The 13,711-nt window shown below is 57.3% G+C and carries 13 protein-coding genes and 1 other RNA gene; 10 read left to right on the top strand and 4 right to left on the bottom strand.

What is annotated here, in order from left to right:
• Positions 1–381: 381 nt before the first annotated feature.
• Positions 382–3,186, bottom strand: coding sequence for an Ig-like domain-containing protein (locus C2U54_RS22640; protein ID WP_103180805.1), 2,805 nt, complete (start codon positions 3,184–3,186; stop codon positions 382–384).
• Positions 3,187–3,870: 684 nt separating this feature from the next.
• The gene (locus C2U54_RS22635) at positions 3,871–4,425 is read right to left on the bottom strand and encodes a YceI family protein (RefSeq protein ID WP_103180804.1); all 555 of its coding nucleotides are present in this window, start codon (positions 4,423–4,425) and stop codon (positions 3,871–3,873) included.
• A 345-nt stretch (positions 4,426–4,770) separates the two neighbouring features.
• Between C2U54_RS22635 and nanR the strand changes: the two genes are divergently transcribed.
• The 8 genes from nanR to C2U54_RS22595 all read left to right on the top strand — a co-directional run bounded on the left by nanR (position 4,771) and on the right by C2U54_RS22595 (position 11,758).
• A complete protein-coding gene (gene nanR, locus C2U54_RS22630; protein WP_103180803.1) occupies positions 4,771–5,556 on the top strand; it encodes a transcriptional regulator NanR in 786 nt (261 codons plus the stop codon).
• 127 nt (positions 5,557–5,683) lie between these two features.
• The gene (gene nanA, locus C2U54_RS22625) at positions 5,684–6,583 is read left to right on the top strand and encodes an N-acetylneuraminate lyase (RefSeq protein WP_103180802.1); all 900 of its coding nucleotides are present in this window, start codon (positions 5,684–5,686) and stop codon (positions 6,581–6,583) included.
• A gap of 87 nt (positions 6,584–6,670) precedes the next feature.
• Positions 6,671–8,155, top strand: coding sequence for an MFS transporter (locus C2U54_RS22620; protein ID WP_103180801.1), 1,485 nt, complete (start codon positions 6,671–6,673; stop codon positions 8,153–8,155).
• Between the two features lie 24 nt (positions 8,156–8,179).
• Positions 8,180–8,869: an N-acetylmannosamine-6-phosphate 2-epimerase gene (locus C2U54_RS22615; protein ID WP_103180800.1), complete on the top strand. Its 690-nt coding sequence runs from the start codon at positions 8,180–8,182 to the stop codon at positions 8,867–8,869.
• Positions 8,866–9,741, top strand: a complete 876-nt coding sequence (nanK, locus tag C2U54_RS22610) for an N-acetylmannosamine kinase (protein ID WP_103180799.1) — start codon at positions 8,866–8,868, stop codon at positions 9,739–9,741. The genes C2U54_RS22615 and nanK overlap by 4 nt, the downstream gene beginning before the upstream one ends.
• Positions 9,738–10,220, top strand: coding sequence for an N-acetylneuraminate anomerase (gene nanQ, locus C2U54_RS22605; RefSeq protein WP_103180798.1), 483 nt, complete (start codon positions 9,738–9,740; stop codon positions 10,218–10,220). Before nanK ends, nanQ begins: the two co-directional genes overlap by 4 nt.
• Before the next feature lie 229 nt (positions 10,221–10,449).
• A complete protein-coding gene (locus C2U54_RS22600) occupies positions 10,450–11,451 on the top strand; it encodes a zinc-binding alcohol dehydrogenase family protein (RefSeq protein ID WP_103180797.1) in 1,002 nt (333 codons plus the stop codon).
• Between the two features lie 16 nt (positions 11,452–11,467).
• On the top strand, positions 11,468–11,758 hold the full coding sequence (locus C2U54_RS22595) for a putative quinol monooxygenase (protein WP_168192059.1): 291 nt from the start codon (positions 11,468–11,470) through the stop codon (positions 11,756–11,758).
• Positions 11,759–11,884: 126 nt separating this feature from the next.
• On the opposite strand, the gene ssrA is transcribed toward C2U54_RS22595, so the two are convergent.
• Positions 11,885–12,248: a transfer-messenger RNA gene (gene ssrA, locus C2U54_RS22590) on the bottom strand.
• 90 nt (positions 12,249–12,338) lie between these two features.
• A complete protein-coding gene (gene smpB, locus C2U54_RS22585; protein ID WP_103180795.1) occupies positions 12,339–12,821 on the bottom strand; it encodes an SsrA-binding protein SmpB in 483 nt (160 codons plus the stop codon).
• A 156-nt stretch (positions 12,822–12,977) separates the two neighbouring features.
• Between smpB and C2U54_RS22580 the strand changes: the two genes are divergently transcribed.
• Positions 12,978–13,415, top strand: a complete 438-nt coding sequence (locus tag C2U54_RS22580) for a type II toxin-antitoxin system RatA family toxin (RefSeq protein ID WP_197080107.1) — start codon at positions 12,978–12,980, stop codon at positions 13,413–13,415.
• Positions 13,405–13,692 carry an RnfH family protein gene (locus C2U54_RS22575; RefSeq protein WP_103180793.1) on the top strand — a complete coding sequence of 96 codons (288 nt, stop codon included), beginning with the start codon at positions 13,405–13,407 and terminating at the stop codon, positions 13,690–13,692. The genes C2U54_RS22580 and C2U54_RS22575 overlap by 11 nt, the downstream gene beginning before the upstream one ends.
• The last annotated feature ends 19 nt before the right edge of the window (positions 13,693–13,711 follow it).

Raw genomic sequence — 13,711 nt, 5'->3', positions numbered from 1 at the left:
CGGTGGGAGAGATTACATTATTTTCTTCTTGTGGGGAATGAAGAGAAGTATATGTGGCGAAGTAGGGGTTCCGTTCACCTCACGTTTTCTGCTTCTGTTACGCCTGAACCGGTGAACGTGCCAGGGTGGCTCAATCGCCACCACCCTGGCGACCCGGGCTCCCGGCAATTTTGTCTTCGGCTTATTCCCTTCGGCTATCGGGGCGGGCGTGATCCTTGCGCCTCGCCCCGGCCTGCGGTCAACGCCTCAGCGATTTTCAGCCGGACACGGTAGTCGCGGTAAGCTATTTATTTTATTTGACTTTTTCATTGCTGTTTTTCGTTTTTGGGTTTTTGGTTTTGTAGGCCGGGTCAGGCGTAGCCGCCACCCGGCGGGGTTGAGTTAACCGGTGATAATATGATTCTGGTTCACCAGCTCCTCGTAGGTGGTCTGCACGTGATCCAGCGTCACCAGCGTGGCCGGGGCAAAGCTGGTGCCTGCACCATCCCGGTCGAGCGTGATTGTCGTGCTGCCATCGCCGTTGCTGGTGAGATGGAGATAATCCCCCAGCGTGTTGCCATCGCCATTCCAGCCCACCAGCAGCTGGCTGATGTCGATTTTGTCGCCCTGTGCCAGCGAGAAGTTACCGACGTGCTCCCCGCCGTTATCGCTGAGCACGTTATAAATCAGCGTCTCGCCCGTGGTACTGGCACTCAGGGTGCTCACCAATGGCTCCTCGCTCTGGGCAAACGCCGCGGTTGCCGCTGATGCCGTCGGTGGGTTCGGGGCCAGCGGGTCGACGTTAATCGTCCAGGTCTCGGAGATCAGGCTGTGATTGCCGCGGCGGTCAACCGCATCGGCGGTCAGGGAGTGGAGCCCATCGGTCAGACTGGCGGAGACCTGGAACGACCAGTTACCTGCCGAATCCACCTCCGTAAAGCCGATCTGCATCTGCTCGCTGTAGACATAAATTTTGGTGCCGACCTCACCGGTGCCGGAGATGAGCGGCGTGCGGTCATCGGATAAGGTCCCGCTCACGATGGTGCCGATGGCGTCCGGAACGTTATCCACCACGTTGGTGATGATCGGTGTGGCCGGCGGGGTCGTGTCGTCGGCTTCTACCGTACCGGGCGCGCTGGTGTTGCCCGCTTTATCGGTAGCGGTAAGCGTCATGATCTCCCCGTTCAGTTTGGCGGTAGGCAGGGTGAAGGAGAAGCTACCCGATTCGCCGACAATCAGCTCGCCGAGTTTAGTGGTGCCTTCCATGACGACCACGGTGCTACCCACTTCCGCCGTGCCGGTGAGCGCCAGACCATTATCGGAGACATCCAGCCCTGCAGGCGGTGCCGGTGGCGTGGAGTCCAGGGCGGTGGCCTGCGCCGGCTGGCTCTGGTTCTGGGCGGTATCGAAGGCGTAGACCGTCAGCACCTCGCCGTTGAGCTGGTTCGGGGCGATATTGACGGTGAATTTACCGTCGGCACCCACGGTGCCGGTACCTATCTCCTGGCCCGTGGCGTCGCGTACCGAGATGCGGGCATCCACTTCCGCTTCACCGCTCACGCTGTCGCCCGTCGCGGCGACGGAGAGGGCTGTCGGTGCCGCTGGCGGGGCGATGTCCGGCACAGGCAGCGAAGAGGCTGGACCTTCGTTACCCGCCCGGTCAGTAGCCACGGCGCTCAGGGTTTCGCCATTGACCTGCGGAGTGGTCAGGGTCAGCGAAAATGCCCCATTGACGTCCGCGGTGGCCGTACCCAGGCTATCACCCAGGTCGTTGGTCACCGTAACCGTCGAGTTGGGCTCGGCGCTACCGGTGACGATGGTGCCAGTGGCATTGATGGCGAGGCCACTCGGCGCGGCGGGCGGCGTGCGGTCGACGGTAAATTCAAACGGCGCGGAAGAGGGGCTCAGATTGCCCGCAATATCCGTCTCCGTCAGGGTAAAGGTCTGTAGCCCTTCCGTCAGCGGCTCGGCAAGCTGGTAGCTCCAGGAGCCGTTGTCCGGAACGATGATCTCCGCCACCAGCAGATCGTTGTGGTAGAGGGTAATGGTGCTGCCGGGATCGCCCGTACCGCTCAGCACCGGCTGGTTGTCATCGGTAAAACCCCCGGAGGTGATGAACCCCTGGATGTTGCCTACCTCATCCATCACCTGCAGAACCGGCGCATTCGGGGCGACGGTATCGATGGTGAGGTTGAACGCGGGAGAGTCCGGGCTGGTATTGCCTGCCGGGTCGGTGGCGCTGGCGGTGATCTGATGCAAGCCGTTAGCGAGATCGGCGGTGGGGGTAAACGTCCAGCTACCGTCACTGTTCACTACCGTGCTGCCGATGTTCTTCCCGTTATCATACACCGTGATGGTCGAACCGGCCTCGCCGCTGCCGCTAAAGACCGGGCGCGGATCGTCGGTGGTCTGATCGCTGTTCAGCGCCCCGGTCAGGCTGCCGGCGTTGTCGTCAGCGATAATAATCATGGGCGCATCTGGCGGGGTGGTATCCGCGGCGGTAAGGCTGGTGGGCGGACTAACGTTGCCGGAGCTGTCGGCGGCTGTGGCCGTCAGCGTCTCGCCGTTGGTGTAGGGCACCCCCAGCTCGACGGTAAATTCACCATTGCCGTTGGCTTTGGCTTTGCCCACCACGTTACCGCTGGCATCGGTGATGGTTACCATGCTGTTGGCTTCGGCGCTGCCGAGCAGCTGGGTGTTACCGTTGGCGAAATGCAGGTTAGTGGGCGCGCCGGGCGGCGTGGTATCCTGCGCTACCGGACCCGGATCGATGCGATCGTCGCCACCGCCGCCGCCCCCACCCCCACCGCCTGCCGCCAGCGCAATGCCCCCCGCTGCGGCCACGCCACCCAGCACCCACGGCCAGATAGGAGTATCGCCCGATGAGCTACTGACGTTACCGGCAATCAACGCGTCGGTTGACGGGATCGACTGGTAACGCTCAACCGTCAGCGGATCTTCAATCCACCACAGCGCGCCGTTTTCATTCAGTACCAGCTGATGATCGTTGATGTAGTAGTTCTTCAGCGTCACGGTTTCGCCGTTGGTCATCCTGACCAGCAAATCGTTATTGCTGCGGGAATAACTGGCAATATCGCCCCTGCCTGCATCGAGCTTAACAACGGAATCCTCGCCCAGAATGATCTGGTTACCTTCTGCGACTGTTTGTTGATGCGTCAGTCTGGAGATAACAGTGAATTTACTCATTTGTATGACTCCCAACAGAGTGTAATGAATGCTGTGTGTAAAAATCGTTTTTCTTTCAGCAGAGTTTAAGCGTCCCGAAGGAGACACTATTTGTCAGAAATAATGTTCTGCTGTAATAATTTTTCTGCGACTTTTTTTTTGCGCAGGCGTGATGATTGCCATCCCTGTTATTTATATTGCTGGCTTTTTATAAGTGCATTAAAGGATATAGTCATAAAGAACCAAAAGCGCAAATGACGAAGCGGTGAAATAAAGCATAGGCGCTTACTTAACCGCGTTGAAACCTAATAAACCAGTGGGCAATCGCCAGAATTATTGATTAAAATGTTGTATTTTATCTATTTTTATTCTTATGTGTCGGGTTTTGTTAGTGCGGATGATGAAGCGGAGATTGCGAGAGATCACAAGTTTCATCGCTGGATTAGCTTTTATATTTATTAAATTCGAGGGCGCGATAACACGCTATTTATTATATTTTCGCCACCGGCTAATAGAAGCGTTGCTGAATTTTTGAATAATACAAAGGTATGATTTTTTCTCGTCTGGATAACGCCTTCTACAAAACGCTCTACGACGTTTGTACTATTTTATGCGCGTTTATTATTTTCTGAAAGGCAGTATAGAACAGGCGGGATTTTTTACCGGAGCAATTATTAATAAATATTATTGTATCAGGTCGAAATTTTACTGACGCCGCATCGCCTGGATCTCAATGGCAATGGCGATGCGATCGTCCACCACCAGCGCAAAGCGATCCATCTTGTACGCTGAACGGGAGATGGCGGTGGTGGCATGCAGCGCGATCGCCTCGTCCGGCAGACGATCGAGCGTGGCTTCGAGGATCACCGGACGGCTGAGATCCCGGACGGTGAGAGTGCCGAACGCGCGGTAATGATCGTCCTTAACTTTCACCACCCGGGTGCTGGTAAAGGTGATCGTCGGGTAGCGGGCGGCGTCAAAAAACATATCGCTTTTCAACTGCCAGGTGAGCAGATTGTTGGAGGCCTGAAGTGTGGCGACCGGCACCGACACCCGGATGCGATCGTCATATTCATTGTCCGGGTTCAGCGTGACCGTCCCCGTCACCCCCTGGAGATGCGCCCAGGAGGGTATGCCGCCGAAGGCGCGCCACGACAGCCTGATGGCGGTCTTCTGCGTGTCGATGACATAGACGACGGGGGCGGCGTAAAGCGACGGGCAAGCGATCATGAAGACCAGCAGAAGAATGCGGCGCAGCATAGGGGGCTCTCCCATTCACAGGTTGCAAGTTAACGCATCAGCGCGCAGGCTTGTTTGGTGTAAGAGGGGTGTTGCCCTGCGTGAGAATAAGCGTAGAAACAGGGAAGCGCGTGAGCAAGGGGTTTCAGAAGAGTGTTAAATATGCGTTTGTAGCGGGTTCACAGTTTGAGAAAGTTTCAGGTGAGCGTCGCGATAACGCCGGGGCCATTTGGGTCTACCGCGCCATATAAGTGAATGTCTGCGTTGACGTTATCCTCTGGCACCTGCGTAACCCATCGCACCTGGCACCAACGCCTGTGTTATGATAAAGAACTCCTTAACTCAACTTCTTATGATGTAGCGTCTATGACTCTTTCCAGCGAAAAACAGACAGAAATCTCCTCTGAAACCATTGGGCGGACATTGCGTCGTCGCCCGCTGGCGCGCAAAAAATTGTCCGAGATGGTGGAAGAAGAGCTGGAGCAGATGATCCGTCGCCGTGAGTTTGCCGAAGGTGAACAGCTGCCCTCTGAACGTGAGCTGATGGCCTTTTTTAATGTCGGGCGACCTTCAGTGCGCGAGGCGCTGGCGGCACTCAAACGCAAAGGGCTGGTGCAGATCCAGAACGGCGAGCGCGCCCGTATTTCGCGCCCCTCTGCGGACACCATCATTAGCGAACTCTCCGGTATGGCAAAAGATTTCCTCGCCCATCCGGGTGGGATCGCTCATTTTGAGCAGCTGCGCCTGTTCTTTGAGTCCAGCCTGGTGCGCCATGCTGCACAGCATGCCAGCGATGAGCAGATTGCCCTGCTGGAAAAAGCCCTGACGTTGAACAGCCAGTCGCTGGATGACAATGCGCTGTTTATTCGCTCCGACGTGGAATTTCACCGCGTGCTGGCGGAGATCCCCAACAACCCGATCTTTTTGGCGATCCACGTGGCGCTGATCGACTGGCTGATTGCCGCGCGCCCCACGGTACCGGAGCAGGCGCTGCACGAGCATAATAACACCAGCTATCAACAACATATCGCCATCTTTAACGCTATCCGCAGCCACGATCCCGATGCGGCTGAAGAGGCATTACAGGCCCACCTCACCAGCGTTTTCGCCACCTGGCACGCCTTCGAGCAGGGCAAAAAACGCCGCAAATAATCGCCTCGATGATTTAGTGAACTCGATCGCGTTCTGCGCATTTCGATCGCGCTGTTTTTAATGTGTCTGGTATAACAGGTATAAAGGTCTACCATTATCGCGTCATCACATTACATTCGAGGTATCTATGTCCGTCACGCTTAAAGGGGTTATGCCCGCACTGCTTACACCGTTCGATCGCAACCAGCAGCTGGATACGCAAAGCTTGCGCCAGCTGGTACGGTTCAACATTGCCCAGGGCATCGATGGCCTCTATGTTGGGGGATCTACCGGCGAAGCCTTCGTGCAGAACAGCGCCGAACGTCAGGAAGTGCTTGAGATCGTTGCTGAAGAAGCAAAAGGCAAAGTCACCCTGATCGCCCATGTCGGCACCGTCAGCACCCACGAGAGCCAGCAGTTGGCCCAGGCGGCCAGCCGCTATGGCTATGACGCCGTCTCTGCGGTCACGCCCTTCTACTATCCGTTCAGCTTTGAAGAGCATTTCGATCACTATCGGGAAATTATTGATTCAGCAGATGGGTTGCCGATGGTGGTCTACAACATCCCGGCCCTGAGCGGGGTCAAACTCTCTCTGGATCAGATCAATACGCTGGTGACCTTACCCGGCGTGGGCGCGCTGAAGCAGACCTCCGGCGATCTCTATCAGATGGAGCAGATCCGCCGGGCACACCCGGATCTGGTGCTGTACAACGGTTACGATGAGATTTTCGCCTCCGGCCTGCTGGCGGGTGCGGATGGTGGCATCGGCAGCACCTATAACATCATGGGCTGGCGCTATCAGGGGATCGTCAGGGCGCTAAAGGAGGGGGATATCGCCACCGCCAAAGCGTTGCAGGTCAAGTGTAATGAAGTGATCGACCTGCTGGTCAACGTGGGCGTATTCCGCGGCCTGAAAACGGTGCTGCACTATATGGACGTGATTGATGTTCCGCTGTGCCGCAAGCCGTTTGCCCCTGTCGATGAACAGTATCTCCCCGCGCTACGGGCATTAGCGCAGCGGCTCCAGCAAGAAAAAGAGCAACGTTAAGACAACGCCGGATGCCGGGCATACCCGGCATTACTAAAGCTGTATCCTGCAAAACAGCGTATGGGTTTACCCATTGCGGAGACTGACATGAATACAATGACTCAAAATGTCCCGTGGTATCGTTGCCTCAACCGTCAGCAGTGGCGCGCGTTTTCTGCCGCCTGGGTCGGTTATGTTCTTGATGGTTTTGATTTTGTCCTCATCGCTCTTGTTTTAACCGATATAAAAACCGAATTCGGCCTGACCACCCTTCACGCCGCGAGCCTGATCTCCGCCGCCTTTATCTCCCGCAGGTTTGGCGGTCTGGTGCTGGGCGCAATGGGGGATCGCTACGGTCGCCGTCTGGCGATGGTGAGCAGCATTATCCTCTTTTCCGTCGGGACGCTGGCGTGCGGCCTGGCCCAGGGCTATACCACCATGTTCATCGCCCGTCTGGTGATCGGCATGGGGATGGCGGGGGAGTATGGCTCCAGCGCCACCTATGTGATTGAAAGCTGGCCCAAACACCTGCGTAACAAAGCCAGTGGTTTCCTGATCTCGGGCTTCTCCGTCGGCGCGGTGGTGGCGGCTCAGGTCTATAGCCTAGTGGTGCCGGAGTGGGGCTGGCGGGCGCTCTTCTTCATCGGCATTTTGCCGATCGTTTTTGCCCTCTGGCTGAGAAAAAATATTCCGGAAGCCGAAGACTGGAAAGAGAAGCAGCAGAGTAATGCGCCCGTGAAAACCATGGTCGATATTCTCTATCGCGGTGAACATCGGGTTATCAATATTATGATGACCCTGGTGGCCGCCGTCTCGCTGTGGTTCTGCTTCGCAGGCCAGCTGGAGAGCGCGGCGATTGTGGCCTTGCTCGGCCTGCTGTGCGCGGGGATCTTCATTAGCTTTATGGTGCAAAGCAACGGCAAGCGCTGGCCGACCGGCGTCACCCTGATGGTGGTGGTGCTGTTTGCCTTCTTATACTCCTGGCCGATTCAGGCGCTGTTGCCTACCTGGCTGAAAACCGATCTGGCTTACGATCCCGCCACCGTTGCTCAGGTGCTGTTTTTCAGCGGCTTTGGTGCGGCGGCAGGCTGCTGCGCCGGGGGCTTCCTTGGCGACTGGTTGGGCACGCGCAAAGCCTATGTCTGTAGCCTGCTCGCCTCGCAGCTGCTGATCATTCCGGTATTTACCCTTGGCGGCAGCAGCGTCTGGGTGCTGGGCCTGCTGCTCTTCTTCCAGCAGATGCTTGGACAGGGCATCTCAGGGATCCTGCCTAAACTGATCGGAGGCTATTTTGATACCGAACAGCGCGCGGCCGGGCTCGGGTTTACCTACAACGTCGGCGCGCTCGGCGGTGCACTGGCCCCGGTTCTGGGGGCGTTTATCGCTCAACGTCTCGATCTGGGCACCGCGCTCTGCTCGCTCTCGTTTGGTCTGACGTTCGTCGTCATTTTGCTGATTGGTTTTGATATGCCGTCCCGCGTTCAGCGCTGGCTGCATCCTGAAGCCCTGCGTACCCACGATGCCATCGACGGCAAACCGTTCAGCGGCGCCATTGTGGCCGGCAAAAGGGCGAGCCAGCTTGCCAAACACTAAGGCTGAATTTTTAACGGAGGAGTTATGTCGTTCCTTGATGAACTGGATGCAAACATAAAAGCCCGGGGCGGGCTGATCGTCTCGTGTCAGCCGGTACCGCAAAGCCCGCTGGATAAGCCGTCGATCGTCGCGGCGATGGCGCTGGCGGCGGAGCAGGCGGGTGCCGTGGCGCTGCGTATCGAAGGTATTGAAAACCTGCGGGCGGTGCGTGCCGTGGTAAGCGTGCCGGTTATTGGCATTATTAAACGCGATCTGCCCGATACCCCGGTGCGTATTACGCCCTGGCTGGAGGATGTGGATGCGCTGGCTGAGGCAGGCGCCAGCATTATTGCGTTTGACGGCACACAGCGCACGCGGCCTGTGCCGGTTGAGGCCCTGCTGGCGCGCATCCGGCACCATCAGCTGATCGCGATGGCAGACTGCGCCTCGCAGGAGGAGGGGCTGTATTGCCATCAATTGGGGGTTGAACTGATTGGCACCACGCTGTCGGGATATACCTCAGACGTTACGCCCGTCGAGCCGGACCTGGCGCTGGTTTCAACCCTGAGTCAGGCCGGGTGCCGGGTGGTGGCCGAAGGGCGCTACAACTCACCGGAGCTGGCCGAGCAGGCTATGAAGCACGGGGCATGGGCCGTGACGGTAGGCTCTGCCATCACCCGCCTGGAGCATATCTGTCAGTGGTATCGGGACGCCTTACAGGACGCGACAAAATGATCACGCTGGCTATTGATATTGGCGGGACCAAACTCGCCGCGGCGCTGGTCGACCGCGAGCTGAGGATTATTGAACGCAGGGAGATCCCCACCCCTGCCAGCAAAACGCCGGATGCGCTGGAAGCGGCGCTGTGCGAGCTGGTCACCCCGCTATACCGCCGGGCGCAGCAGTTCGCTATCGCCTCGACAGGGATTATCCAGCAAGGGGTACTCACCTCCATTAACCCGGCAAATCTGGGCGGGCTGGCGCATTTTCCGCTGGTGAAATCGGTCTCGGCTATAACCGGGCTCCCCGGCGTGGCGCTAAACGATGCCCAGGCCGCGGCGCTGGCGGAGTATCAACACATGCCAGATGCCGTGCGCGATATGGTCTTTATCACCGTTTCGACCGGCGTAGGGGGCGGGATGATCCATAACGGCAGCCTGGTGACCGGCTCCGGTGGGTTGGCCGGACACTGCGGCCACACTCAGGCCGACCCGAACGGACCGCGCTGCGGCTGCGGGCGGATCGGCTGTGTGGAAGCGATCGCCTCAGGCCGGGGTATCGCCGCGGCGGCAGAAGGGGAGCTTTGCGGGCTGGATGCGAAAGCCATCTTTGCCCGCGCCGCAGAGGGACATGCCCAGGCGGGGAGATTGATTGCGCGTTCCGCCCGGACGCTGGCGCGGCTCATTGCGGATATAAAAGCGCTGACCGACTGTCAACGGGTGGTCATTGGCGGCAGCATTGGCCTGGCCGACGGCTATCTCACGCAGGTACAGCATCACCTTGCGCAGGAGCCCGCTGTTTATCAGACCGAACTCTGCTCAGCCCGCCATCGCGGCGACGCGGGGCTGCTGGGTGCTGCATTATGGGCAAAAGGAGCGTGGCAATGATTGTGGGTGATATCAACCGTCTGCAGGCTGCCGGTCTGTCGACGGTGTTCTGTCAGGCGATCGACCAGGCCCTGAGCGCGGGGCTAGCGCAGCTGGCGCCGGGTAGCTATCCGCTGCAGGGCGAGAAGATGTTCGTCAACGTGATGCAGTTTGAGACCCAGCGCGCTGAGCAAAAACGTGCCGAGCTGCACCGCAACTATATCGATATCCAGATCCTGCTGGAGGGAGAAGAGCACATTTATTACGGACTGGCGGGAAGCGCCCGGGCCTGCGATGCGTGGCACGAGGAGGAGGATTATCAGCTCTGTGACCGCATCGGGAATGAACAGTGCCTGACGTTGAAGCCGGGGATGTTTGCCATTTTTATGCCGGGCGAACCCCATAAGCCGGGCTGTTTTACCGCGAAGCCCGGTATGCTTAAAAAAGCGGTGATTAAACTGCATCATCGCGCGCTGACTGACCTTCATAACAGGCTTTAACTCTTCCTACACTCATCTGACGCCCGCAGACAGCGGTTTGCGGTGCGGACAGAGGATATTCAGCAACATGCGTCATTCTCATGGCCCGTCAGGCGTGCTCCGCAATCTTCAAGCCGGGCCATTTTCATCTCCCGAGTACAAGTCTTATCGTCGCGAGGCTATTTTTCCCGCCACAGCTACGCTTTACCATCACATTATTGCGACACACACGATAAACGACGGAGAGATTATGAAAGCCATTGCCATTACCCGTTCTGCCCCTGACAACATCGCGTTCCTGCAGGATATCGAATTGCCGCAGCCGCAAGCGACAGGACACGATCTGCTGATTGAAGTGAAAGCCATCTCCGTAAACCCGGTGGATACCAAGGTCCGCGCCGGTTTTACCGGCGATACGCCGCGTGTTCTCGGCTGGGATGCCGTGGGCGTTGTGGCGGCGGTGGGCGAGGCGGTAACGCTTTTCGCGCCCGGGGATGAAGTCTGGTATGCCGGTGCGCTGGGACGGCCTGGCAGCAACAGCGAGTTTCAGCTGGTGGACGAGCGCATTGTCGCCCTGAAGCCCAAAACCCTGGATAACGCATCCGCTGCCGCAATGCCGTTAACCGCTATCACCGCATGGGAGATGTTGTTCGATCGCCTGGGCATTCAGGAGCAGGGTAATGAAGGCGACACGCTGCTGATCGTCGGCGCGGCGGGCGGAGTGGGGTCGATTCTGGTGCAGCTGGCGCGCAAGCTGACGAAAATGACCGTGGTAGGTACGGCCTCACGCCCGGAAAGCCAGCAGTGGGTGCGGGAAGCGGGGGCGCATCACGTTATCGATCACAGCAAGCCGCTGTCGGAAGAATTAGCCGCCGCGGGTATCAAAGAGGTGACCCACGTCGCCAGCCTGACCCATACCGCAGCGCACTATGATGAGATTATTAAGGCGCTAGCGCCGCAGGGCAAACTGGCGCTGATCGACGATCCCGATACGCTGGACGCCCGTCCGCTGAAAGCAAAAAGCATCTCCCTGCACTGGGAGTTTATGTTCACCCGCTCTATGTTTGAGACCGCCGATATGATTGCCCAGCACCAGATGCTGACCCGCGTGGCAAATCTGATTGACGAGCAGGTGCTTACCACGACGCTGGGTGAGCATTACGGGGCGATTACGGCGGAGAATGTGCAGAAGGCCCATGCGCAACTCGAGACCGGGCGTGCGGTCGGGAAGATTGTACTGGAGGGGTTCTGAGATGGCCTCCTCTGACATCATCTCGCTTATAGCGGTTCTGAAGGCGAAGCCCGGCAAACGTGACGCGCTAAAGACGGCCTTACAGGCGCTGCTGCTGCCGACCCGTCAGGAGCCGGGCAACGTTGAGTATCAGCTGTTTCAGCTGCGCGATACGCCGGACTGTTTTTACGTCCGGGAAGCCTGGCGAGGCCAGGAGGCGTTAGAGGCTCACATTGCGCTGCCCCACTTCCAGGCCTTTATCCTGCAGATGGATGAGTTGCTGGCGGAGCCGCTGCGGCTGGATTACCTGACGGCGGTAGAGGCTTAAGAATTATGTTGAGGGACGCAGGGAAGGTTGGAGTACTGGAATAGAGGGACGGTAGAAACAAAAAAGCCCGCATTGCGGGCTTTCAGGACTTTGTATCAGGCTCTGGTGACCGTTAACAAAGAATTTTGGTGGAGCTGGCGGGAGTTGAACCCGCGTCCGAAATTTCTACATCCTCGGTACTACATGCTTAGTCAGTCTTTACATTCGCTGGCCAGCTGCGGACGGACACGCCACTGACAAACTAGCCTGATTAGTTTTAACGCTTCAACCCCAGGCAGGGCCTCCACGCGATCTCTTTTGGGTTTGACCTCTCTTTGATCCCCGTCTTAAGAGCGGAAGCTAGGGAGAGAGGGCTCTTAGCAGGTTATTAAGCTGCTAAAGCGTAGTTTTCGTCGTTTGCGACTATTTTTTTGCGGCTTTTTACGAGGCAAACCGCCCCTCGGCATGCACCTTGGGTTTCGCAAATCCCGTCGAATCCAGAATCAGCCCCAATAGTGTTACAGCAAGTATACCAGAATTTGCAGACCGGTTACCACCCCGGAACGCTAACTTATTGAATCGCTCAATAAGTATCCGGAAATTAACGGCCTGCGTGCTTCATGATGCGCGCTTTATCGACCTGCCACTCGCGATCTTTCACATCGTTACGCTTGTCGTGCTGCTTCTTACCTTTCGCCACGCCGATTTTCACTTTGCACCAGGCGTTCTTCCAGTACAGCGACAGGGCGAGCACGGTGTAACCTTCGCGGTTGATACGCCCGAAGAGCGAATCCAGCTCACGTTTGTTCAGCAGCAGCTTACGGGTGCGGGTCGGATCGCAAACATAGTGAGAAGAGGCGACCGTCAGCGGCTGAAAGTTCGCGCCAAACAGAAAGGCTTCGCCATCCTTAAAGATCACGTAGCTGTCACCGATGTTGGCTTTACCCGCGCGCAGCGATTTAACTTCCCAGCCCTGCAGCGCAAGGCCAGCTTCGAATTCTTCTTCGATGAAATACTCGTGGCGGGCACGCTTGTTGAGCGCAATGGTTGCCGAGCCAGGTTTATGTGCTTTTTTCTTCGTCATAAGTGTCGTAAAGCCGTAGGTAATCTGATGTCAAAAAGTCACCTCATTGCGTCCTGTGAGGTCTAACGCGCTATATTAGCATGAGATAAGGCTCAGCGTTTTTTTAACAGGTGATAAATGTTATTATTTGTTGGTTGTTTGATCAGGAAAAATGTTATGCCTCAGATTAGTCGTACTGCGCTTGTCCCTTACAGTGTGGAACAGATGTACCAGTTAGTGAATGACGTACAGTCATATCCGCAGTTTATCCCGGGGTGCACCGGGAGCCGCGTGCTGGAGTCAGGCCCGACGCAAATGACGGCGGCAGTGGATGTCTCCAAGGCCGGGATCAGCAAAACCTTCACTACCCGTAACACGCTGACCAATAACCAGAGTATTCTGATGCATCTGGTGGATGGTCCTTTCAAAAAACTGATGGGTGGATGGAAGTTCGTTCCGCTGAGTGCCGATGCCTGCCGGATCGAATTCCATCTTGACTTCGAGTTTACCAACGCCCTGATTGAGCTGGCGTTTGGCCGCATATTTAAAGAGCTGGCGGCCAATATGGTTCAGGCGTTCACCGTGCGCGCCAAAGAGGTCTACAGTGCAGCCTGAGATCGTGGTGGAAGTGGCTTACGCGTTGCCGGAAAAGCAGTATCTACAGCGCGTTACGCTGGAAGAGGGCGCGACCGTTGAAGAAGCGATCCATGCTTCTGGCCTGCTGACCTTGCGAAGCGATATCGATCTGGCGAAAAACAAAGTCGGTATTTACAGCCGTCCGGTGAAGCTAAGCGATACTCTGAAAGATGGCGATCGGGTCGAGATTTACCGTCCGCTGATTGCCGATCCGAAGGAGCTACGCCGTCAGCGTGCGGAGAAAGCGGCTAAATAAGCGGGGTTTCCCCGGCGGC

It is taken from the genome of Leclercia sp. LSNIH1 (assembly GCF_002902985.1).
In the GTDB taxonomy this organism is placed as follows: Bacteria; Pseudomonadota; Gammaproteobacteria; order Enterobacterales; family Enterobacteriaceae; genus Enterobacter.
The sequence above is the reverse complement of the archived record's forward strand: the minus strand, read 5'-3'. Positions and strand labels throughout refer to the sequence as shown.

What these genes read in the sequence shown, in the direction of transcription:
- C2U54_RS22600 (WP_103180797.1), top strand. Translation starts at nt 10,450, where the DNA reads ATGAAAGCCATTGCCATTACCCGTTCTGCCCCTGACAACATCGCGTTC.
- nanA (WP_103180802.1), top strand. Translation starts at nt 5,684, where the DNA reads ATGTCCGTCACGCTTAAAGGGGTTATGCCCGCACTGCTTACACCGTTC.
- nanR (WP_103180803.1), top strand. Translation starts at nt 4,771, where the DNA reads ATGACTCTTTCCAGCGAAAAACAGACAGAAATCTCCTCTGAAACCATT.
- C2U54_RS22620 (WP_103180801.1), top strand. Translation starts at nt 6,671, where the DNA reads ATGAATACAATGACTCAAAATGTCCCGTGGTATCGTTGCCTCAACCGT.
- C2U54_RS22580 (WP_197080107.1), top strand. Translation starts at nt 12,978, where the DNA reads ATGCCTCAGATTAGTCGTACTGCGCTTGTCCCTTACAGTGTGGAACAG.
- nanK (WP_103180799.1), top strand. Translation starts at nt 8,866, where the DNA reads ATGATCACGCTGGCTATTGATATTGGCGGGACCAAACTCGCCGCGGCG.
- C2U54_RS22615 (WP_103180800.1), top strand. Translation starts at nt 8,180, where the DNA reads ATGTCGTTCCTTGATGAACTGGATGCAAACATAAAAGCCCGGGGCGGG.
- C2U54_RS22640 (WP_103180805.1), bottom strand. Translation starts at nt 3,186, where the DNA reads ATGAGTAAATTCACTGTTATCTCCAGACTGACGCATCAACAAACAGTC.
- C2U54_RS22635 (WP_103180804.1), bottom strand. Translation starts at nt 4,425, where the DNA reads ATGCTGCGCCGCATTCTTCTGCTGGTCTTCATGATCGCTTGCCCGTCG.
- smpB (WP_103180795.1), bottom strand. Translation starts at nt 12,821, where the DNA reads ATGACGAAGAAAAAAGCACATAAACCTGGCTCGGCAACCATTGCGCTC.
- nanQ (WP_103180798.1), top strand. Translation starts at nt 9,738, where the DNA reads ATGATTGTGGGTGATATCAACCGTCTGCAGGCTGCCGGTCTGTCGACG.